The sequence below is a fragment of the Nocardiopsis sp. M1B1 genome, from assembly GCF_052466615.1.
In genome coordinates, this window is the sequence record NZ_CP196194.1 from 545,985 (window position 1) to 567,564 (window position 21,580).

At 67.4% G+C, this 21,580-nt stretch carries 22 protein-coding genes, 1 pseudogene and 1 other annotated feature; of the genes and pseudogenes, 11 read left to right on the top strand and 12 right to left on the bottom strand.

The window, feature by feature from the left end; all coding sequences use genetic code 11:
• Nucleotides 1-19 precede the first annotated feature (19 nt).
• The 4 genes from ACSTA4_RS02445 to ACSTA4_RS02460 all read left to right on the top strand — a co-directional run bounded on the left by ACSTA4_RS02445 (nt 20) and on the right by ACSTA4_RS02460 (nt 3,810).
• Nucleotides 20-496: a hypothetical protein gene (locus tag ACSTA4_RS02445; protein ID WP_168444028.1), complete on the top strand. Its 477-nt coding sequence runs from the start codon at nt 20-22 to the stop codon at nt 494-496.
• Between the two features lie 56 nt (nt 497-552).
• Nucleotides 553-2,061, top strand: coding sequence for a multicopper oxidase family protein (locus ACSTA4_RS02450; protein WP_061082964.1), 1,509 nt, complete (start codon nt 553-555; stop codon nt 2,059-2,061).
• Between the two features lie 74 nt (nt 2,062-2,135).
• A complete protein-coding gene (locus ACSTA4_RS02455) occupies nt 2,136-3,008 on the top strand; it encodes a F510_1955 family glycosylhydrolase (protein WP_231972618.1) in 873 nt (290 codons plus the stop codon).
• 259 nt (nt 3,009-3,267) lie between these two features.
• Nucleotides 3,268-3,810, top strand: a complete 543-nt coding sequence (locus tag ACSTA4_RS02460) for a DUF2752 domain-containing protein (protein ID WP_061082962.1) — start codon at nt 3,268-3,270, stop codon at nt 3,808-3,810.
• A 438-nt stretch (nt 3,811-4,248) separates the two neighbouring features.
• Here the strand turns inward: ACSTA4_RS02460 and ACSTA4_RS02465 are convergent, their stop codons facing one another.
• The 7 genes and pseudogenes from ACSTA4_RS02465 to ACSTA4_RS02495 all read right to left on the bottom strand — a co-directional run.
• Entirely contained in the window at nt 4,249-7,164 is a 2,916-nt protein-coding gene (locus ACSTA4_RS02465) for a type I polyketide synthase (RefSeq protein ID WP_168444029.1), read from the bottom strand.
• Nucleotides 7,161-7,886 carry a methyltransferase domain-containing protein gene (locus ACSTA4_RS02470; RefSeq protein WP_061082960.1) on the bottom strand — a complete coding sequence of 242 codons (726 nt, stop codon included), beginning with the start codon at nt 7,884-7,886 and terminating at the stop codon, nt 7,161-7,163. The genes ACSTA4_RS02465 and ACSTA4_RS02470 overlap by 4 nt, the downstream gene beginning before the upstream one ends.
• A 30-nt stretch (nt 7,887-7,916) precedes the next feature.
• Complete coding sequence (locus ACSTA4_RS02475; RefSeq protein WP_061082959.1) at nt 7,917-9,101, bottom strand: styrene monooxygenase/indole monooxygenase family protein; 1,185 nt, start codon at nt 9,099-9,101, stop codon at nt 7,917-7,919.
• Nucleotides 9,098-9,922 (bottom strand): DUF742 domain-containing protein, encoded by an 825-nt coding sequence (locus tag ACSTA4_RS02480; RefSeq protein ID WP_082768585.1) that lies wholly within the window; start codon nt 9,920-9,922, stop codon nt 9,098-9,100. The genes ACSTA4_RS02475 and ACSTA4_RS02480 overlap by 4 nt, the downstream gene beginning before the upstream one ends.
• Nucleotides 9,919-10,332 carry a roadblock/LC7 domain-containing protein gene (locus ACSTA4_RS02485; protein ID WP_061082957.1) on the bottom strand — a complete coding sequence of 138 codons (414 nt, stop codon included), beginning with the start codon at nt 10,330-10,332 and terminating at the stop codon, nt 9,919-9,921. Before ACSTA4_RS02485 ends, ACSTA4_RS02480 begins: the two co-directional genes overlap by 4 nt.
• Before the next feature lie 137 nt (nt 10,333-10,469).
• Entirely contained in the window at nt 10,470-11,087 is a 618-nt protein-coding gene (locus ACSTA4_RS02490) for a hypothetical protein (RefSeq protein WP_444964314.1), read from the bottom strand.
• Between the two features lie 399 nt (nt 11,088-11,486).
• A pseudogene (locus ACSTA4_RS02495) lies at nt 11,487-11,726 on the bottom strand (helix-turn-helix domain-containing protein); the annotation flags it as partial.
• 33 nt (nt 11,727-11,759) lie between these two features.
• Between ACSTA4_RS02495 and ACSTA4_RS02500 the strand changes: the two are divergent.
• From ACSTA4_RS02500 to ACSTA4_RS02520, 5 genes are all read left to right on the top strand, one after another.
• Nucleotides 11,760-12,473, top strand: coding sequence for an HAD family hydrolase (locus ACSTA4_RS02500; protein WP_444962291.1), 714 nt, complete (start codon nt 11,760-11,762; stop codon nt 12,471-12,473).
• 250 nt (nt 12,474-12,723) lie between these two features.
• Nucleotides 12,724-13,134, top strand: a complete 411-nt coding sequence (locus ACSTA4_RS02505; RefSeq protein WP_444962292.1) for a dihydroneopterin aldolase — start codon at nt 12,724-12,726, stop codon at nt 13,132-13,134.
• A gap of 56 nt (nt 13,135-13,190) precedes the next feature.
• Nucleotides 13,191-13,742: a GTP cyclohydrolase I FolE gene (folE, locus tag ACSTA4_RS02510; protein ID WP_444962293.1), complete on the top strand. Its 552-nt coding sequence runs from the start codon at nt 13,191-13,193 to the stop codon at nt 13,740-13,742.
• The gene (folK, locus tag ACSTA4_RS02515) at nt 13,739-14,257 is read left to right on the top strand and encodes a 2-amino-4-hydroxy-6-hydroxymethyldihydropteridine diphosphokinase (protein WP_444962294.1); all 519 of its coding nucleotides are present in this window, start codon (nt 13,739-13,741) and stop codon (nt 14,255-14,257) included. Before folE ends, folK begins: the two co-directional genes overlap by 4 nt.
• A 62-nt stretch (nt 14,258-14,319) precedes the next feature.
• A complete protein-coding gene (locus tag ACSTA4_RS02520) occupies nt 14,320-15,321 on the top strand; it encodes a hypothetical protein (RefSeq protein WP_444962295.1) in 1,002 nt (333 codons plus the stop codon).
• On the opposite strand, the gene ACSTA4_RS02525 is transcribed toward ACSTA4_RS02520, so the two are convergent.
• From ACSTA4_RS02525 to ACSTA4_RS02545, 5 genes are all read right to left on the bottom strand, one after another.
• A protein-coding gene (locus ACSTA4_RS02525) for an IS3 family transposase (RefSeq protein WP_444962296.1) occupies nt 15,264-16,498 on the bottom strand; the annotation gives its coding sequence in 2 pieces (ribosomal slippage) (nt 15,264-16,219 and nt 16,219-16,498; 1,236 coding nt in all). The two genes, ACSTA4_RS02520 and ACSTA4_RS02525, sit on opposite strands and share 58 nt — an antisense overlap.
• Nucleotides 16,107-16,220: a sequence feature (AL1L pseudoknot), on the bottom strand. (Overlaps the previous gene by 114 nt.)
• Nucleotides 16,470-17,204 carry a PrgI family protein gene (locus ACSTA4_RS02530; RefSeq protein ID WP_444962297.1) on the bottom strand — a complete coding sequence of 245 codons (735 nt, stop codon included), beginning with the start codon at nt 17,202-17,204 and terminating at the stop codon, nt 16,470-16,472. The genes ACSTA4_RS02525 and ACSTA4_RS02530 overlap by 29 nt, the downstream gene beginning before the upstream one ends.
• Nucleotides 17,205-17,219: 15 nt before the next feature.
• Nucleotides 17,220-18,563, bottom strand: a complete 1,344-nt coding sequence (locus tag ACSTA4_RS02535; protein ID WP_168444143.1) for a hypothetical protein — start codon at nt 18,561-18,563, stop codon at nt 17,220-17,222.
• A gap of 101 nt (nt 18,564-18,664) precedes the next feature.
• The gene (locus tag ACSTA4_RS02540) at nt 18,665-18,967 is read right to left on the bottom strand and encodes a pilin (RefSeq protein ID WP_231972505.1); all 303 of its coding nucleotides are present in this window, start codon (nt 18,965-18,967) and stop codon (nt 18,665-18,667) included.
• Between the two features lie 244 nt (nt 18,968-19,211).
• Entirely contained in the window at nt 19,212-19,961 is a 750-nt protein-coding gene (locus ACSTA4_RS02545; RefSeq protein WP_061081561.1) for a hypothetical protein, read from the bottom strand.
• Nucleotides 19,962-20,252: 291 nt separating this feature from the next.
• On the opposite strand from ACSTA4_RS02545, the gene ACSTA4_RS02550 reads away from it, so the two are divergent.
• Together ACSTA4_RS02550 and ACSTA4_RS02555 are read left to right on the top strand one after the other, a co-directional pair.
• A complete protein-coding gene (locus ACSTA4_RS02550) occupies nt 20,253-21,098 on the top strand; it encodes a hypothetical protein (RefSeq protein WP_082768460.1) in 846 nt (281 codons plus the stop codon).
• Entirely contained in the window at nt 21,089-21,526 is a 438-nt protein-coding gene (locus tag ACSTA4_RS02555; protein WP_082768457.1) for an XF1762 family protein, read from the top strand. Before ACSTA4_RS02550 ends, ACSTA4_RS02555 begins: the two co-directional genes overlap by 10 nt.
• Nucleotides 21,527-21,580: the final 54 nt, after the last annotated feature.

The window sequence follows — 21,580 nt, forward strand, 5'->3', positions numbered from 1 at the left end:
CTCAGTTAGAGTGGATACCGTGACATCAGGAGCACTCGGACCCGGCCGACGCATTCATCGTGCGCGGGGCGTGTGGTCGGTGCTGGAGAGGGCACGCTCGACGCGCCGCTCCTTTGCTGCGCGCCTGGTGCTGCCGTTCGCCACGATGGTGCTCGCCCTGCTCTTCCTGAGTCACCACGGCGTGGTGGTAGAGGAGGCCATGACAGAACCCGGCCCCACCGTCCACGCCACCGCCTCCTCGGGTGGAGGCTCCTCCGGGCACGCCTTCGGGGGTATGGAAGCCGAGCACGGTGACTACGCGAATGCCACGCATTCCGACTGCGTTCCCTCCAACACCGGATGTCTGAACGCCAAGACCGAGCTCGGGCTTCCCGCGCCGCTTTCCGTCGGCGGAGTACTGCTGCGCCCCGTGCCGCTCCAGCCGCCGCCGCTTCTCGCTCACAGCCCTCCTCCCCAGCCTCCCCAGCTGTCCGAACTGTCGATTCTGCGGATCTAGTACCCGGCGGAACTCCCACGCCCTTTCCCCATCGCAGAGCGAAGGACAGTTCAGCCATGTCAGAAATCACCCGCCGTACCCTCGTCGGCGGGGGGATCGCCCTGTCCGGGGCCGTCCTCCTGTCAGCCTGCTCCCGCACCGGTGCCTCCTCCCTGGTGAGTCCCGGTGACGACATCGTCGACACGACCGAGGCCAGGCGGCCTTCCACCGGTCGTGAGCGCGAGTTCACGCTCACCGCCGCTGAGACCGAACTCGACCTGGGCGGAACCCGTGTGCGCACCTGGGGCTACGGAGACGGCCTTCCCGGCCCCGAGTTGCGGGTCGGTGCCGGAGACACCGTGGCCGCCACCCTGGTCAACAACCTTCCCGACCCCACCAGCGTGCACTGGCACGGGTTGGCCCTGCGCAACGACATGGACGGCGTCCCCCACCTGACCCAGGGCCCGGTCGCGCCCGGCGAACGCTTCACCTACCGGTTCGTCGCGGCCAACCCGGGCACCCACTGGTTCCATCCGCACGTGGGAACCCAGTTCGACCGGGGCCTGTACGCACCGATCATCGTGGAGGACCCCCGCGAACCGCTGGCCTACGACCAGGAGTGGGTCATCGTCCTGGACGACTGGCTGGACGGGGTCGAGAGCACCCCGGACCAGGTCCTGGAGGAACTACGCGGGGGGATGGACCACGGCGGTCACGGCATGGGGGAGGGGAAGGGGCCCATGCGGATGGGCTCGACCCTGATGGGGGCCACCAGCGACCTGCTCGGCGGGGACGCCGGGGACGTCTACTATCCGATGCACCTGGTCAGCGGCCGACCGCCCAACGATCCACGCACCTTCGAGGCCGCACCGGGCGACCGGGTGCGGATCCGACTGATCAACGCCGGGGCCGACACCGCCTACCGGGTCTGCCTGGGCGGGCACACGATGACCGTCACCCACACCGACGGCTACGCGGTCGAGCACACCGAGGCCGACGCGCTGCTGATGGGCATGGGAGAGCGCTACGACGTCCTGGTCACCCTGGCGGACGGCGTCTTCCCGTTCGTCGCACTCGCCGAGGGCAAGGACACCACGGGACTGGCACTGGTCAGGACCGGCTCGGGTTCGGCCGCCGATCCCCAGGTGCGTCCTGCGGAACTCGACGGCCGGGTCCTCGTGGCCACCGACCTGACCGCCGAGGAAAGCGTCCGCCTGGACGTGACGGAGCCCGACGTCGTCCACGAGATCAGACTGACCGGGTCGATGGCCGACTTCGACTGGGGACTGAACGGTCGCGCCTACGACCACGAGGACCCCACCGCGGCGGCCTTCACCGTCTCCCACGGGCAGAGGGTGCGGCTCGTCCTGACCAACACCACCGACATGTGGCATCCGATGCACCTGCACGGTCACCACGTCCAGATCGGAACGGACGGACCCCGCAAGGACACCCTGAACGTCCTGCCCGGACAGACGCTGACCTGCGACTTCGACGCCGACAACCCGGGGTTGTGGATGACGCACTGCCACAACCTCTACCACGGCGAGTCCGGAATGATGGGCGTGGTCGCCTACACCGCCTGATCATCCGACAGCGGAAGGGGATGGGCGCGCATCGTGCGCCCATCCCACCCTCACACCGAAGGAGATCAGCGCTCATGCCGATCACACCTGCCTTTGTCCTCCGACCTCTCGCTCTCCTGGCCTCACTCGCCATGCTCACCGCTTGCGCCGCCACCGGTGGTGACAGCACCGACTCCTCATCCGGCTCCGAACAGCAGGGCGCCCCGCCTGCCGAAATACAGCACGTGCACGGCATCGTCGCGAACTCGAACGGGGACGGCTGGATCCTGGGCACCCACCAGGGCATCTTCCATGTCAGCGACGACGGCGAAGTCGAGTCCGTCGGCCCGGTGGTGGACTTCATGGGACTCAGCGACGCAGGCCAGGGACGGCTGGTGGCCAGCGGCCACCCCGGCCCCGACACAGACATGCCCAACCCGGTTGGCCTCATCGAGTCAACCGACGGAGGACGCACGTGGGAACCCCTGTCGCGAGCCGGGGAGTCCGACTTCCATGCGCTCGCGGCCACCGAAGACACGGTGATCGGGTTCGACGGCGCCCTGCGCGCGACTGACGACGGCCAGGAGTGGTACGACCTGGACCCGGAACTGAACGCCATCGGACTGGCCGTCTCCGAGGACGCGGAGACCGTTCTGGCCACCACACAACAGGGCCTGCGACGCTCGGAGGACGGTGGCCGCTCCTTCACACAGGTCGACGGAGCTCCGCCACTGGTGTTCGTTGACTGGGTCCGGGGATCCGACACTGTCTACGGCATCGATGCAGGCGGAGCCGTGCACCGGAGTGAGGACACCGGTCGGAACTGGGAGGCGCTGGGCACAGTCGGAGAACAGCCTGAGGCGATTCACGCCGACGCTGACCACGTGGTGGTGGCAGCCGGCGGAACGCTGGTGGTGTCCTCCGACGGAGGACAGACTTTCGAAGCGGTGGGTTCCCAGGACGGGTGAACGCTCACGCCGGGAAGGTGATCCGTCTCAGCCCATCGGTGGTCGCACCGAGTGGGGGCGTCCTCGGTCTGCTACCCGTAGGTGGGCTGATGACCCTCACTCGGTTGGCAGGCGGCTGCACCCTACCTTTGTGACCCCGGGGACGTTGGCTGCTCCGGACCTGTGCACCCGAGTCACCCAGACGTATCTTCCGTGCGACTACCGAGATCTGATGGCTTTCGCGATCTCCGAACACGCGCGGACAACGAAAGGAGGCGATATGCCCGCATGGCTTCGACCGCTCGAGTTCCGGGTCGAGGAGTACGACGACCATCGGCTGTATGCCTGGTTGGCGCTGATCGGGCTGGTTCTCGGTGCGGTCATGGCGGTCTTCGGGCTTCCGCCGGTCGACATCCACGGGCCGCTCCACTACCTGGGGATCATGGATCCCCTGTGCGGTGGGACCCGCTCGGTGTGGGCGGCGATGAGCGGTGACCTGGCCGAGTCCTGGCGGTACAACCCGCTCGGAATCCCTTTGGTCGTCGGGGCCGTCGTCGTTCTTCTGAGGTTGGTGTTCGGCATGATGACAGGCCGCTGGGTCAACATCCGCCTACGTTCGTGGCCGATCGTCGCGGTGGTGGGTGGCGTGCTGTTCGGGCTGCTGGCCATCCGCCAGCAGCTCAACGTCGAGCTCCTGCGCAGCCCGCCCGGCGAGTTCTCGCTCCTGGGACCCGTGCTGAACGCGCTGCCGGTCCTGGTACTCGCCATATGGGTCTCCCTCAGGCGCCGTCGTATGTTGGCCAGAGCCGACCGTCCGTCCTGAGTCCCGTCCAGAACGGGGAAGGCCCAACGAAGGAGGTGACCGCTGCGATGATCGCCATAACCGTGCCCCAAGGCGGTCACTTCCTCGCCCCTCTCTTCGTGAGCGGAGATCCTGAAGAGCGGCAGGCCCAGCGCAGGTAGGGGAAGAGAGGACGAGGGTGCCAGCGGCCCCATGGCTGACATCGGGACCCTTGCGGAGCTTGGTTTCGATGCGAGCCGCCCCCTGCTGCTGGTGTGCTCGACCGTACGTCTCGGTCTGGCCCTTGGTGCCGCAGGGAGGTGGCTTTCGAGTTTGGCATGAACCCTGTCCGGCACCGCAGAACGGTCCTTCACTCCACAGCGGGGTGCGTTGCCGACGACTTCTCGTCAGGAGGGGCGCGGGGTGTCCTCGCTCTGGTCCCACCGAGAACGAGGACACCCTTGGGACGTCGCTCCGGGGTCAGGGGAGAACGGACGACACCCCATCCGGAGAGGTCGACGGTGCCGGGAGTAGGGCTTGCAGATCCTCGGCGACCTGGGACAGAGGACGGTCGGGCAGGAACAGTTGGACATCCACGTCTCGCCAGGCCGGGACCTGGCGCAGTCGGAAGGTGAGTTGGAGAAGATGGTAGCTCTCCAGCCCCAGGTCGCTCCAGGACGTCGACAGGTCAAGGCCTTCGGACAGTGGCAGCAATCGGGCGATCTCCGCAGTCAGGTGTGCCGTTACCCCGTCGGGAGAGGGCACTTGGATCTGTTCGGCGTTGGTTTCCGTGTCAGTAGTGGTGGTGTGGTCCCAACCAGGGGCGATGACCAGGTTCGGGTGGGCACGGTGAGTTGGTCCGGCGGGGGTGATACCGAGGGTGTACAGCTCTCCGATCGCGCGGGCGAACGTGTTTGAGGCGCTGGTGGCGGCCACGACGCGGTGCTGGGTGCCCACGGTGTGGGCAATGTGCTCGGACAGCAGCGCTCGTGGTCCGATCTCCACGAACACCACCGGCTCTTCGGCTCCGATGCCGGTGGCCTGGTGCAGGGCGTCGGTGAATCGCACTGGTTCGCGCGCCTGGGAGGCCCAGTACGCCGGGCCCCACAAACCTGGCCCAGCCGTGCTGTCAGACGGATAGGCGGTGGAGATGATGGGGACTCTGGGCACCTGGGGACGCAGGCCCGCCAAGGCGCCTTCGAGTTCCGGGACGAGAGGGTCCACGGCCGGGGAATGGGCGGGGATGGTGTCCGCGATCGGCCGCGACCACACTCCTTCCTGGTCGAGGGCGGTGTGCAGGTGCAGCAACTCCCCCTGTGCTCCGGCTACGACCTGCACTTGCGGGGCGCTGTAGGAAGCGATGGTCAGGTGCCCCTCATAGGCGGCCAGGAAGTCCGAGATCTGCTCAACGCCCGCGCGTACCGCGAGCAGCCCGCCCGTTTCGGACAGTCCGCCCAACAGGCGGCTGCGGTGGGCGAGTATCCGCGCCGCGTCCCGTAGGGACACGGCACCCGCGCTGTAGGCCGCGGCGACTTCCCCGACAGAGTGGCCCATGACGGTATCGGGAATGATGCCACGCTCGGCCAGCAAGTGGGTGAGCGCGACCTGCACCAGGAACGTGCAGTGCTGGGCGTCCACGAAGCTGGTGATGGGGCCGCCGGGTTTCCATACCGGGTAGCTGGTGTGCTGCTCCAGCGCCGCGCGGGCTTCGTTCAGAGCGCGGGCGAAGACGGGTTGGCGCATCAACTCGCCTCCAGCGTCGGGATGGTGGCCGCCATGTCCGGTGTAGACGAACACCACCCGCGGCCGGGTGGCAGGGGCGGGACGGGGGCCAACCACGTCCGAGTTCGGGGCCTGGTCCTGGATGCTGCGCAAGCCCTGGACCAGACCACCGAGGTCGGAGGCGACCACCGCGGCTCGGTACTGGTGATGACCCCCGTGAAGGAGAGCGGTATCGGCCACGGTTCCCACGTTGCGGCCCGAAGGAGCGCGTTCGGCCATGTCAGCGGCGACCGAAGCGAGAGCTGTGTGGGCGCGGCCGGAAATCAGCACGGTCTCCGGCAACGGCATGGGTTTCTCGCCCGGCGGCGGAGCCACAACGGGGGCTCGGGTGATGATGGCGTGTGCGTTGGCCCCACCGAACCCGAAACTGCTCACCCCAGCCACCCGACTTCCCTCGACGGAGAACTCACCGCGCGGCCACTCCTCCACACGGGTAGGCACCCGCACCAAGCCAGCGAGCTGAGGACGCAGGGCTCGATGGTGCAAGGTGGGCGGAAGCGTGCCGCGATGGACCGCCAACGCGGCCACCATCACCCCGAGCGCTCCAGCCGCGCCCTCCAGGTGACCGAGCGCTGACTTGACCGACCCCACCGGCACCGGAGTGTTCCGACCCAGAGCTCGGGCTATGGCTGTGACTTCGACACGGTCCCCGGCCCGCGTACCGGTGCCGTGCGCTTGCACCCACCCCACCCGGTCCGGGCACATGTCGGCGTCGGCCAAGGCCTGACGGATCACCGCTACTTGACGCTCGACCCGGGGCGCGAGCAGGTGTGTGGAGCGCCCGCCGTGGCCGATGGCGGTTCCAGCCACGTGAGCCCACACCCGATGTCCCCGCTCCTGGACGAGTCCGGCCCGCGACAACACGAGCACGACCACACCCTCGGACCGCACGTACCCGTCCGCGCCCAGGTCGAAGGGTTTACACCGGCCATCCGGTGCCAGCACTCCGGCTTCCACGAAAGAGGCGGTGATCACCGGGGAGGCCAACACGTTGGTTCCGCCGACGATCGCGGTGTCCGCCTCGCCTGAGCGCAGGTCACGCATGGCCGTGTGCAGTGCGGTCAACGACGACGAACAGGCAGTGTCGATGGTCATCGACGGCCCGGCCAGGTCCAACAGGTAGGAGACCCGGTTGGCCAGCATCGCCATCCCCGCGCCGGAGGAGGTGTACACACCGGCACGGTTCCCCGTGCCGAAGTTGAGCGCGGCCTGGTCGGTACTGGCCGCGCCGACGTAGGTTCCGGTCCGGCTCCCGGTGAGTGAGGACGGCCGCAGGGATGCGTCGGCGAGCGCTTCGTAGACCACCTCCAACAGGATTCTCTGCTGCGGGTCCATTTCGGCGGCCTCATCCGCGGTGATGCCGAAGAACTCCCGGTCGAAGGCGTCGATATCCACGACCCCGGCGGGGAACGGCTGGTCGGGCACCTGCTCGGAGTGCAGACGCGAGACCATCTGCCGCCAGCGCTCGTCCGGTACACGAGTGACGCAGTCTCGCCCCTGGACCAGGGCGTCCCACAGCTGGGCGGGGGTGATGATGTCGCCAGGCAGGCGGCAACCCATGCCGATGATCGCGACCGGTTCCTGGCCGGTGGAAGTGGTGGGTGTGGTGGTCATCGCCGCGGTCCCTTCGCTACCCACACTCCGGCCGCTCCCATGAGGGTTACCTGTACTTCCGTGAAGTGAAGACCGAGCATGTGCTTGAGTTCCACGAGCCGGTCGCCGTCGTTGTGGAAGACGTTGCGGTCAGGACGGTTGTAAGCGTGCTGGAGACGGCGTGCGAGCCAGTTGTTGCGGGTGAAGGGATCTTCGACACCCAGCAGGGTGGAACCGATGAACACCCCGCTGGGCGCCAGGACTCGCGCGACCTCGGAGAAAGGCGTGTGCTTGGCGCGCAGAGAGGCGCCGGGGACGCAGTGCAGGACGTGGAACATCGCCACCGACCCCACCGAGTCATCTGCCAGCGGCCACGGGCAGGCGAGCACGTCGTGCTGGTGGGTGAGGACCCGTGCGCGCTCACGCAGCAGCCGTGCGCACCGCACCAACGGTGCTGAGTTCAGGTCCAGCAGGTGGACCTGACGCAGACGGGCCGACAGCGGCACACCGTCTGGGCCGACGGGATCGGGACTGTTGACCAGAAAGTGTCCGTCGGCCGGGCCGACCTCCAGGTGAGAGGCGGCTGTGTGGTGGGCGTAGAGGTCTGCGATCTCAGTGTTGTCGACCTTCCACGCGAACCGGTGGGACAACCCCACGACCAGGCGGCGGTACCGCCGAAGGTTCCGGTGGCTGTAGAGCCTGGGATTTGGCGCTGAGACAGGTGATGGGGAGTTCTCGGGCATGGCGAAGCAGTTCCTTCGGCTGGGGGACGCTCACAGACGGAGCAGGTCGGTGAGTACGCGGGGGTTGTCGAACCCCCGCACCCACTGGTCGGCGTAGTCCTTGTCGATGCTGGCCAGCGCCATGGCCTCCAGCACGGCGGGGGAGAGGCGGCCGGTGTGGAAGTCGTTGACCATGCGCGAGAACGCGGCGGTGTGCCGGATCTCCTCCTGCCACAAGGCGGAGAAGGTGTCGGTGAAGAACGCCTGGTCGAAACTGCCGTGCGCGTCGAAGCGGGCGATCATCCGTTCGATCAGGAACTGAGCGCCCCTGGTGGAGACCGCCCACCCCTGCCCGGTCCTGGGCTCGGTGGTGACGACGGCGTCCCCCATCCCCACCACGAACCCTTCGCCCAGGAAGGCGACGGGTGTGCGGACCACCGGGGCAATCCTTCGGATGAGCGTGGAGTTGCCCTCGACCAGTTCCCCCTCCCGGTACCGCTCAGCCAACTCCGGCAGTACCGGACCCATGCGCTCGGGCAGCAGGGCATGCACGTCGGGTCGGTGAGCGGCATCGGTGGTCAGGTCCAGTTGACCGTTGGGATGAGCCGCGACCATGACCGAGTGAGCGGGGCCCTCAGCGGTGAGTGTGGGAATGACGTAGACCTCTCCCGCCGAGGTGGAGTACACCTCGACGTCGACACCCTTGTCCGCGGGCCAGTCGTGCAGATAGGCCTGGGAGACGATCTGTGCTTCTGCTGCCAGAGGCCGGGTGGGGTCGGCGGGGAAGAGCTGTCCGAGCTCACCGGCGCCCACCGCGATCAGGACCGCGTCATACATCCGGGTGAAGTAGGCCAGGTCGGTGACGGTGGCCCCGTGGATGACCACCTTGCCGCCCTGGTCCTCGAAGTACTCCAGCCAATCGGGCAGCTTCACCCGTGGGTCCACGGCCACACCTTCGGCTCCGAGGTCGCCGGTGAATCCGCCGATGCCGTCGGTGGTGAGTGTGGTCAGCCGTACCGTGCGGTACACCGGGGCATTGGAGGCCCAAAAGTCCAGACCGAGGTCCTGTTCGACTTTGCGCACCGACGGAAGGGTCAGCTGGGTCATCTGCGCTCGGCCCTGACGCATCTCCACCGAGGAACGCGAAGTCAGTAGCGTCACGTCGGCTCCGTGGCGGAGCAGCCGGTGCGCGGCCTGCAAGCCGCCCTGGCTGGCGCCCACGATCAGGATCTTCACGAGGCATCCTCCAGGCGTCGCAGGAGTCGGTTCAGCACTGAGCGAGTGGCGGGCCGGGAACGGGCATCAGCGACCGTCACCCGGTCCGGGGCCACATCGAGCGTGGCGCTGACCAGATCGGGAGCGGGGTCGGTGCCATCCAGGTGATTGACCACGACCTGATAGGGCAGCGCGGCGTCCTGCACCGCCAGAAGAGTCGGGATCGCCTCAGCGCTGCGGTGGGGATGGACGACCACCAGCACTCCCAGAGCGGAGCGGACGACCCCGGGCCAGAACGCGTCGAAGGCGGTTGGTGCCGGTGCGGCCAGCAGATGCAGGCGACTGGTGGGTGAGATCTCGATGGCGCCGAGCTCCAGTGACAGGGAGATCAGCTCACCATCGTGGTGCGCGGTTTCCACGGTGCGTATCGGAGCATGGTCGGAGGCGGCGCCGACGTAGGTGGAGGTGCCGGTGCCGCGCGGCCCCACCACCGTGACCTTGGCCGACACCAGGCCGGGGCATCGTTTCGAGACCGGAACCTGGTGTTGGAGTCGAGCCTGGCGAGCGAACTCCCTCGGCGGATGGGCAGAGCTGAGCTGGACCAGATGCTGTGTGGACAGGTCCGTGATGATGGTGGCGGCCACCGCTCGGGGCAGGCTCAGCCGGGCAGCGAGCTCCAACACCGACATGGGCTGGGCGGTGTCGGCCAGCAGCTGGAAGGCCGCCGTGGTCATCTCGTCAGGTCCGCCATGGCCCGTCACCTGTGAGCTGCTGCCAGGGACGAGGCGGACCAGGGTGTGGTCGGTTACGTTCGGGCGCAGACGAATTCGAGTAGCCATCATGCGGCCTCTTTCGACACGGGGGATCGGTGGACACGCATCCCGCCCACCGTGCGCGGCAACTCCTGGGGCAGTAGGGGAGCGACGGCGTCGGCGAACTCGCCGCACGCTCCCGCACCGGTGATCAGCGCCTGGTCATCGGGCATCGCGGCGAGCAGGCAGGTGCAGGACGTGATGGGCAGCATCACCATGGGGCCGTCTGCGCAGCGCAGCACGACCCGCTCGACATCGCCGGTGCTCAACAGCCGCGAATAGGAGGCCGCCGTCGAGAACAGGGTCGCGAAGGTGGCGGCTGACCGCTCGGCGTGCTCTTGGTCCATGCCGGTGTAGGCCAGTACGAGGGCGTCGTGGGAGCACACCAGCGCCGAGGCCAGGCGGGCGCGCTTCGCCAGTTCCGCGAGTTCGGCTGCCACGCGCGTGATGGAAGGGGCCGGTGCTTCAGGCGGGAGGGTGGTGGGCGCTGGTACGGAGGACATGCGGCCACTCTGATCCGCGAACCCTGCAACTCGGCGTGCTCACGGTGGGGCCAAGCCAGGAGCTAGGAAAGCCGTCAACCAGCGAGGATGGATTCCTCGATGCCAAGGCGCCTGGTCAGTCCGACGGCTTGGGTACGCAGGGAAGGGCGGGCCTGGTGCAGGACCCGCCGTAGCGTGTCGTGCGCGTCGCTGTTGTAACGCAGGTCCTCGGCACCGGTTGTCTCCGCTTGCAGCAGGTACAGCATCGCCGCCCCAGGATCGAAGCGAAGGATGTGGCCCCGCGCCAGGTCCAGGGACCACGTGGTGTGACGTTCCCGTGAGGCGAGGGGCGAGGTGTCGATCCGGTCCGCCAGAGACAGGGCCGACGCGGCCTGGCCGTCCTCCAGTTCGATACTGACCGCGTGCAGGGCCACGTTGGAGGGCCCGAAACAGGTTCTTCCCACGTTGGTCTCACCGGTCTTCTCGGCCAGGGGAGCCGCACGGTCGTTGATCCATTCCAACGCCGTGAACTTGTCCCCCGAACGGGCCTGGGTCACCGCCGCTGTCAGCCACAGGGCTCCCGTGATCGCGCTGGCGTCGCGACTCTCGACTGAGGACACCTCGGAGATGGCGGCGAGTGCGACCTCCTGAGCCGCACGGTGCTCTCCAAGGGCGAGGAGGGCGTGACTGTTGTTCCAACGGGCCGTCGCCAAGCGAACGGGATCACACGACCGCTCGGCCGCGCGGATTCCCCGGTCAGCTGCCAGAAGCGCGAGCTCCTTACGGTTGATTCTGCGTGCCACGGTCCGTAGGAGTCCGTAGGCGTCAGCTGCCAGGCGCTGGTCCTCCGGCTCCGTGGATGTAGCGCAGTACTGGGTACTCTCCCTGATCAGAGGTGCTATGAGAGGAAGGGTCCGGCTGTAGCGATCCGATGCCCCCTGCCACACATTCCATGCGCTATCGACGCGTTCACGCAGATCAGAAGGGCGAAGCTCCTGTTTGCCCCCACCGGCGAAACCCACGTGGAGAGCATGATGCAACTCCGAGGCGAGTTGGACATCGGTGGGTACGGGAGCGGGTTCCTCGTTCTCCGCGAGAAGTTGCGTCACCGGGATGGAAAGAGCCGCGGCCAGGGCTTCGACCGTGTCGAGTGACGGGGTACGGTTCTCACGTTCTATCTGGCCGACGTATTCGGGGTTCAGGCCAGCCAGTCCTGCTACGACCGCCTGGGACTTACCCTGACGCGAACGGTGCCACCTCAACCGCCGCGCGAACGTCTTCCCCAAAGACATGGTCAGGCCCTTCACGGTGGAGCGCGGATGAGGAGCCCATGGTAGAACGGCGCTCCCCATTGGTCGATCCTCTCTTCCCTGTTCGGAGATATGATGTCAAATCACCTGCTCGTACTCTGGGACGTCGACCACACCCTGATCGAAACGATGGGCGTGGGCCGCAAGGTTTTCGCCGAAGCGTTCGAAATCGCGACTGGTCAGCCCATGTCCGCTGGCATGGCCACAGCATTGGGTCACACCGAACCCGTTCTCCTGGACGAGACCCTCCGCCTCAACGGCATATCGCGACCGGACGAAGGTCTCTTCGAGCGCTTCGCACGGGCACAGGTCGCGGCCTACCGGAAGCATGCGGAGGAACTGCGGGAGCGGGGACGCATCCTGTCCGGTGTGGAACGGACGCTGGAAGCGCTGAGCCATCAGCCGAACATCGTCCAGAGCGTGCTCACGGGGAACACCAGGGGAGCGGCTGAGGTCAAGCTCGCCGCGTTCGGTGTCGACCGCTGGGTCGACCTCGACATCGGTGCCTACGGAGATGACGATGTGAACCGGTCCGCGCTTGTCGAATTCGCACGTCAGCGGTCCGAAGCCAAGCTCGGAGAGACGTTCCTGGATTCCGACATCATTCTCATCGGAGACACTCCCAGGGATGTTGAGGCCGGACATCTCGCAGGGGTCCGTGTCGTCGGAGTTGCCTCGGGTTCGAGCCCTGTTCAGGAACTTCGGGACGCGGGTGCCGACTACACGATCGGATCCCTGGATGAAACAGACATATTCGACATCCTCTCTGCGTTTCTTCGATCTTCGTGAAGCACTGATATTTCCCTCGAACACTTCATGAGCCCAGGCAGGCCGAACACCACGTTGCCGCGGCCTTTGGGAGCAGAGCTCGTTTTGCCTGGTCGCTCGATTTCCTAGCTCTGCGCTAGTCCCCGCTCGTGGCTGGAAGGACCACAGTGGTTCCTCCGTAACGTTGCTCGTCCCTGACACCTGGTGACGTTTTCTACGCACCGGCTGTCTGGTCCCGCTCTGCCAACCCCCAGCAATCTGACGGAGAGCCATGGACGAGATCGAGATTGACGGACTGCGACTGCGCTGCGTCATCGGCTGTAGCGACGAGGAACGCCGTGACCGCAGCGACGTGGTGATCGACCTGCGCATCCGGACGAACACGCGCCCGGCCGCGCGCAGCGATCGCCTGGAGGACGCCTGGAACTACCGAACCCCCACCAAGGCGATCATCCGCACGGTGCAGGCCGACCGAGTCTGGAACACCGTCGAGGCGCTGGCCACCGAGATCGCACGCATCGTCGTCATCGACCACGGCGCTCCCCACGTGCGGGTGCGTGTCCACAAGCCCGGCGCCCTGCGGTTCGCCGACAGCGTGGGCGTGGTGATCGAACGGACGCCACAGGACTTCCACTCCCCGTTCCCCGAGCAGGCTTCGCAGCCCCAGGCGGTGGCCGTATGAGCGTCGAGATCGTGAGAAGCGGCGGGTCGTCGTGTGTCGAAGGAAGCGGATCCGCCGTGGACGTGGCTCGTGCGACCAGCGCCGCGGCCTCGCTGCTCACCGCGTTCGGCATGGACGTGTCCAACGAATCGACCAAACGCACCCCAGAGCGGATGGTCAACGCCTACCGCGAGCTGCTCACCCCTCGCGAGTTCGACCTGACCACGTTCCCCAACGACGAGGAGTACGACGAACTCCTCCTTCAGCGCGACATCGCCTTCGTGAGCCTGTGCGAGCACCACGCCCTGCCCTTCACCGGCAAGGCCACGGTCGGCTACCTGCCGGGAGATCGGATCGTGGGGTTGTCGAAGCTGGCCCGGGTGGTGGAGCTGTTCTCGCGCCGCCCTCAGGTGCAGGAGCGCCTGACCAGGCAGATCGCCGTGTGGTTGGACGAGCACCTCTCTCCCAAGGGGGTGGGGGTGGTCCTGCGCGCCGAGCACACCTGCATGACGCTGCGCGGAGTCCAGGCCCCAGGGACCACGACCGTCACTTCGTCCCTGCGTGGTGAGATCCTGCGTGATGAGCGCACCCGCGCCGAGTTCTTCGCGCTGGGAGGTGCCGCTCGGTGAGTGCTCCCCTGGATCCGCTCGTGGTCGGGGTGGGCTCCAACCTCGACCCCGCCCGCCACGTCACCGCAGCCCTGGACACCCTGCGCGAGCGCGCACTGGTGGTAGACACCTCCGCGGTCTACCGCTCCCCGGCGATCGGGCTTCCGTCCGGATCTCCGGACTTCCTCAACCTCGCCGTCCGCCTGCGGTGGGAGGGGACGCTGTTCGAGCTGAAGGCGTTGCTGGAGGAAACCGAGGCCGAACAGGGACGCCAGCGAGATGCCGGATCGTGGGTCTCGCGCACCCTGGACCTGGACATCCTGGTCGCTGGCCGCCTCCATGGTCAGGTGGGTTCCTTCACCGTGCCGCATCCCGACATCGAGCGGTTCGCGCACGTAGCGGTTCCCCTGGCCGAGCTGGTGGGCGAACACACCCACCCGCGTCTGGAGGCACCCTATGCCGACCTAACCGCACGCCTGGACGCCTCCCACCTGGAACGGGTCGACGTGCCCACCGACGGGACGGTGATCTCGTGACCTGGGCAAAACGAGCGATGGCGATCGTGTGCGTGCCCTGCCGACGCCGAGGAGGGCACTTCGTGCCGACTTCCGAGCTGGTGCTGGCTTCCCTGGACGGCACCGAACAGCGTCATCCCGTGTTCCAGCTGGCCGAACTGACACGGTCGCCTCGTACGGTCTCCGAGCTGCGCCGACGCGGAGTCGAGGAGATCACCGTCGCGGTCGACGACCTGGCGGTGTCCCGCAGCTGGATGCTGCCATCCGGAGCGGCGACGGTCGCCGACCTGTGGCCGGGTCTGCGTTCCTCGCTCACCGCGATCCTGGCCGAAGGGCCTGTGCCCTGCCGGGTCGTGCTGTGGTCGCAGCTGGTGGAAGAGGAGGAATGCGACTACGAAGCCGAAGTCGCGCGAGTCGCGGTCCGGTGTGGGGAGAGCTCCACCTCTGACACCGATCCGCTCAGCATGGCTTTCGGAGCCGAGATCGCCAAGCGACGCCGGTTCGAACGTGCGACGGGGCGCGGGGACGACGAGGAGTTGATGCGTCGGCGTGCGGCCGACCAGGTCGCCAACTACGCCGTTCAGGGCCAGCTCCTACGCGGATGGGGTCTGGGCGCCTACCTGGCCTGGACCGCTGAGGAGATCGACCTCATGGCCACGGTGGAGTCCGGCTTCACCGCCTCGGTCCTGAGCGATACCTACGGGGCGATTCCACAGGGGAGACAAGAACCATGGGGCGTCTTTCCTCCCGAATTCGGTGAGCTTCGGGAGGAACTGCGGCTCTACGCCGACGACCTGGGCCACACCCCTGGTGCGGTGCGCCCGGAGCTGATCAGCACGCTCCTGGTCGCCGTAGGGCAGCTCCTGACCCGGGGCACCCAGGGTTCGGCCGCACGTCAGATCCGGGCATTCAACAGCGTCCTGTCCGGAGGCCGGACCAACCGGGCACGAACAGAGAAGCTACTGGAAGAGGCACTGAGCGTCCCTGCCCGGCCGGGGTGGGAGATGGAGCATGTCTCGTGCCGGGTTTATTGGAGGCTCGGAACCAACGCTTCGCCTTCTGTTGCCCCGGCCTGCTGCCGGTAGAAGCCGTCCTCGAACTCCGCTGGCGGGACCAGACCGATCTCGCCGTGCAGACGGCGGTGGTTGAACCAGTCCACGTACTCGGCTACCGCGATCTCCAGGTGGTCAAGGTTCCTCCACGGGCCGCGGTTACGGACCAGCTCGGCCTTGAACAACGAGTGGAACGCCTCGGCCAGAGCGTTGTCATAGGAGTCGCCGGTGGTGCCGACCGAGGCCACCGCGCCCGCCTCGGCCAGGCGCTGGGTGTAGCGCACCGCCAGATACTGCACCCCGCGGTCGGAGTGGTGGACCAGCCCATCGATGCGCCGTCCCACGTGTGCCCGGTTCCACACCGCCATCTCCAACGCGTCCAAGGCCAGATCGGTGCGCAACGACCGCGACACCTGCCAGCCCACCACCCGGCGAGAGAACACATCGATCACGAACGCGGCGTAGACCCACCCGGCGAAGGTGCGGATGTAGGTGATGTCGGCGACCCACAACCGATTCGGAGCATCCGCGGTGAACGCCCTCTCGACCAGGTCCGGGCGCATGTCCGGGCCCGGGGCCGGGGTGGTGGTGCGCGGGCTCTTGCCGCGGGTGATGCCCCGCAAACCGGCTTGGCGCATCAGCCGGTGAACGGTGCAGCGGGCCACCCGGTGGCCCTGCCGGTTGAGTTCGGCGTGGACCTTGCGCACCCCGTAGACGCCGTAGTTGTCGGCGTGCACCTGCCGGATCTTGGCGGTGGTGGCCTCATCGGTGCGCGAACGCAGCGACGGGGTCCGGCTCTTGGCCGCGTAGTAGGTGGACGGGGCGACCTGCAACACCTCGCAGATCGGCTCGACCCCGAACTCCTGCCGGTACAGGTCGATGTAGGCCACTACCTGGTGTGTGGGCGGTCGAGCTCCGCCGCGAAGAAAGCCGACGCTGACTTCAAGATCGCGTTCGCCCGCCGCAGCTCCCGCACCTCGCGCTCGAGCTCAGCGATCTTGTGGGCCTGGTCGGTGGTGGTGCCGGGCCGGGTCCCGTCGTCGATCTCGGCCTGGGTGACCCAGTTGCGCAGCGTTTCACGGTTGACGCCCAACTGGTCGGCCACTCGGGCGATGGCCCCATCGCGGGTGGTCGGGTTGCGGCGGGCGTCCACAGCCATCCGGATCGCTCGTTCGCGCAGCTCAGGCGGGTACTTCCTCGGTGCCGGCATGACTCTCATCCTTCCCAAGTTTGAGAGCCTCCATCACACCCGGAACGAGACAATCCCTGGACTGGGCCAGCCCGGCGAGGTAGTCAGCGTGGTCGCGCGCGGCACGCTCCAATGCCGGGTGCGGCATCTGCGGTGCCGCCTGGTCGAGCGCGTCCACGAGCGGATCCAGACGGATGGACTCGGCACGCACCAGGAACTGCACCGGGGTGTTGAGCGAGTTGAGGTAGGAGGCGAACCCGTTCACCAACCCGGCCTGCTCCGAGGGCGTACGCAAGGCGAAACTCACCGTCGAGCACGAGACGAGGACGGCGTGTCCATGCTCGGCCAAGTCGACCACCCCGTCATCGGAGATGGAGCGCACCGGCAGGTTCAGCGGAGAAGGCAGCGGCGGCGTGGTGGCATCGACCCAGGAGGGCACCGCTGCCGCATGCTTGGCGCCGGTCGCGCGGCGTTTGGGGGAACGGGCGAACCGAAACGCCGCCAAAGCCAAGCGATCCAGGCTCAACCCATCGCGCTGGACCAACGCCGCGGCCACGGCCGCTCCCATCACCGGAACCGCGACGGCCACGACCACGAGCATGGGCACCAGATGGCCCAGGAAACTGTAGGCGGCCCACAGCGCCACCGCGGGCGCGCCGATGAGCACCAACTGTCGGGCGGTCAACCCGGCGAGGATCTTGTCCTCGCGTTCCACGTCAGCGGGCATGCGTACACGCGACACTCAGGACCTCCTACGGCGAGGACGTTGGCGAACGGGCGGCTGGAAGAGAGCGTCCTGCTGAGGCCGGGGCCGAGGCGGAGGCAGGCGGCGCGCATGCGGCAGCATCTCCTGGCGCGGTGTGGGCTCCTCCCACTGCGGCAACGGCTCTTGGCGCAAGCGGGGCCGCGGCACGCGACGAGGCCGTGGCAGCTCGGGCTGGTAGTACCGACGCCGTTCGCGCAGCCGTCCCTGCTGACGTCGATCAATCTGCCGATCCATCCCAGCCAGCGGATCCTGCCGGTAGGGCAGCTTGGCTGTGAAGTTCGGCAGTTCGGGCTGCTGCCACCGCCTTGGACTTGGGGAGGGAGGTGGTGCCGATGCCATGGCCGGGGCACCTCCCGTGGCCCGGGACGCGGTCGCTGCGGTTGTGGCCTTCTTGGCTGCGAACGCCTTGCCCAGACCGCGGAAGACCACCAGGCTGGCCGCGAGCTTGGCCCCCTTGACCAGGGGCGACTTCTGGTAGTTGAACACCTGCTTGAACGCCCAGAAGGGGATGCGGACCAGGACGTACATGCAGCAGGTGATCAACAAGACGTCGACGATGTTCTGGGCGGCCTCGATGAAGTCCGGGGCGGCCTCCCGGGACAAGAACAGCACCACCATCAGCCGCAACACGATGCCCTGAGCGATCTGGGTGACCACCAGTGCCGCCATCGCCCGCCACCACATGCGGGCGATGCCTTCGGTCTGGGGAAGTGCGTGGCAGGCCAACGCCAGAGGAGCCACCGCGGTCAGCAGGATCCACAGCACGATCCGAACGATGGCGGCCAGCATGAAGAAGAACCCCAGCAGCGAGGCGACCAACATCAACAGCAGCACCACGAGGGCCTCACCGCCAGGATCGCCCAGGACACGGCCGATCGTTTCGGTGATGTTGTCGACGGTGGCGGCCCCGTCCAGCATGTTCACGGCGATGCCGTTGGCCAACTGGCGCATCATCTCGATGAGCAGGAACGAGGAGTTCGCGGCGATGAAGCCGAGCACCACCCGGGGCAGCAGCTCCTTGACCCCGACCGAGGTCTGCACGGTCTGGTAGCTCATCAGCAGCACACCGGCGGCCAGGACCACCAGGACGTACAGGCTGTTGGCGACCGTGAGCACCTCGCCCCAGGCGGTTCTGACTCCGTCGGTGGGAGGTGGGGTGGACAGCGCGGGCAGGGCGGCGAGGGTGATGGTGAACTCCACGGCCTCCGCGATGAAGTCGGCCAACCAGACGTAGAACCCGACCGTCACGCGGCAGCCGTAGTCGAAGGTCCCGCACTCCTCGGGATCGGTCGGAGTGGGATCAGCAGGATCTTCGGTCACGTCCGCGGGGACCGGCGCGGCCTCGACAGGGGAGGGTGAGCCCACCAGAGACGTTCCGCTGACAGTGAGGACAAGGAACGCCACAGCCCAGGGACGCGGGTTCATTCCAGCCCCACGAACCCGCGCAGAATCTGCACCAGGAGCGGTGCGAGGAGTGCCACCAGGTAGCCCAACGCGCTGTACTTCAGGGTGTCCTTGGCCTTGTTGACTTCGCCCGGATCGCCACCGGCCAGCAGGTAGCGCAGCCCGCCGATGGTCAGCAACAGCGTGGCCAGCACCACCAGCAGGCCCACGACCCAGTTGCGGACGTTGGTGATGACGGTGTTCAGGTCCGTCACCGTGGGGGTGTCGGTCTCCTGGGCCCAGACGGGCGATAGGTCAGCCGAGGCCACCACAACGCTCACGGCCACAGCGCAGACCACCAATGTCGGACGGAGGCAATTCTTGAGCGCTTCCACGATCTCCACCTCGCTTCGGTGAAAACCCGCAGAATGTGGGGATCTCACGCGAATCAGAAGCCGGGGCGGAGGGCCGACTCCTCCTTCCGGTCAAGGGTTGTATCGGTGGGCGTTCGAAACCCTCTCCGTCCCGGCTTCCGTGATCCCTCTGCGGGTGAGGAGAGATCCCTCCTCACCCATCAAGAGGAATTCACGGCGCGATAGCGCTCATCGGCTTCGCGGATTTCTTCACGCCGAGGGCAGCCGTCAGCTTGCTCTCGGCGGCGCGTCGCCAGCGACGTGCGGTGATGTAGGTCAGCCCCAACTCGTCGGCGACCTGGGCCAGCGTGCTGTGCTCCAGCCGGGTGCGGGCGATCAGGTCCGCCTCCACCGGCGACAGCACCCCTGCGCTGACGGCCTCGGCCAGTACGGTGACCGGCCCACGTCCACCATCGGCCTGGTTGGTGGCGTGCGCGTTGAGGTTGTACGGGATGGAGCGGTGCGACTCACGAACATGGTGGTAGCCGTACCGGCTGGCGGTGTTGGCCACCGCCGACCACATCCGCGCACCCACTTCGCTCACGCCCAGAGGCATCGACCGCACCTGCTCCAACAGGGCGGTCAACATCTCCGCCTCCACATCGGGGACGTGCTGAGAGGGCACGCGCGCGTACCGGGAACAGGCCACCACCATGCGCGGCAGCATCGCCCCGGCTGCGATCACCGTCCAGGTCGCCGCACCTGCACGCGAGAGCGCGAAGAGTTGATGCCAGAGCGCGTCAGCCAGCTCCTGGGGGCCGTGGCGCAGTAGGTCGATGATCTGGGAGGCGGTCAGTTCGTCGGCGTCGATCCCGTCCACGTCTGCGGTGGACAGGGTGGGCTGGCCGGGCCCGGTGGCGAGCAGGTCGACCGATCGCTGAAGAACCACGAGCGGCTGTTCCGGACGAGTGCTGTGCACCATGGTGCGACTCCCTTCAGGTTCGGGAGTTCCATGGAGCACCACGCACTTCGCAGGAAATGAGCAGAAGATGAGCCACCATAGCTGCGGGAGGAGTTGCGAATACCGCCCACCGGTGATGAAGGATTTATTTCCTGGTTTTTGATTGGTCTCGGACAAGGGTGCGGGAATCGAAAGCGCCATGCTCGGTGCGTACGCATCTCTTACGCGCTTCGGCTGCGGTCATGAGCGCAAACGCCGATCTCGCTCCTCTTGATAGGTGAGGCGTTCGACACCCAGCCGACTGACCCTGCGATGAGCACACGCACCCTGCCACGACGACGGCTCCTACTGCTGGACGGCAGCCCGGGAGCCACCACTCTGCTCCTCTTGGCCGCCCACGGGGCGATCCCCAGATTCGACGCCGTCCTGATCCCCGACACCGGCTGGTACTCCGCCCACACCCACCGGCATCTGGAACGGCTACGCCGCATTGCCACCGGTGCCGCCATGGAGTGGGCGCGCGCCGAAACCAGCAGCATCGCCCGCGACAGCCTCAACAACCGTCTGCCGTGTCCACTACCGCTGTTCACCCTCAGCCCCGACGGCACGCCGGGACGCCTTCCCCAGGGATGCGCCCGTCGGCAGGCTCTGGCCCTGACCAGCCACATCCGCCGTCTCCTGGGCTACCCGCATCCTCATCCCGTGCCCGATGGTGTCTTCGCCGAGTGCGCGGTCGGGTACGGCACCGAACACGCTCACCACCTGTCGGGCCCGCCCTTCGTGCTCTTCCGCTACCCCTTGGCCAACCTCGGCTGGAGTATTCGGGACTGCCGGGCCTTCCTCCACCACCACGGTCTGGACGAGGAAGCGGGGATGGCGTGTGTGGCATGCCCCAACCGCTCCAACCACGGATGGGCACACCTACGGGCCGCCGATCCGGCAACGTTCACTGAAGCGGTAGCAGCCGATGCCATCCTGCGGCACGGCCACCCTGGAGCGGAAACACGCGGCATGCCGCCCGGCACCCTCTACTTCCTCCACCCCGACCGTGTGCCCTTGGACCAGGCCGACCTGAGCGCCACCACCGACCCGGGACCGGATGGCTGCGCACCGTGGGCATGTCGTGGCGCCGAACCGGGAGGTGCGGCATGGGACTGACCCTGGTGCCCGTACCGCTCGCCGAAGCGAAGGCCTTCATCGAGGTATGGCACCGCCACCTGAAGCCGCCACGCGGGCACAAGTTCAGTCTCGGCCTCGTCGGTGACGACGGTGTCCTGGTCGCCGTTGCCGTGGTCGGACGGCCGGTGGCGCGTGAACTCGATGACGGCCGCACGCTCGAAGTCACCAGACTCGCCAGTGATGGTTCTCCCAATGCCTGCTCCAAGCTCTACGCCGCGTCCTGGCGAGCGGCGCGGGCTCTGGCCTACCGGCGCCTGGTCACCTATACCCGTGGCGACGAGAGCGGGGTCTCGCTGAGTGCAGCCGGATGGCGCCTCGTTGCCGATTTGCCAGCCCGCGAGGACTGGCATTCTCCACGCCGTTCCCGCGTTCAGGGCATCGCTCGCCGTCGCTGGGAGGTGCCATGAGACCTATGGGTCCGTATCCGGCTTCCCGGTGCCGCTTGTTGCCGCCGGGCAGGC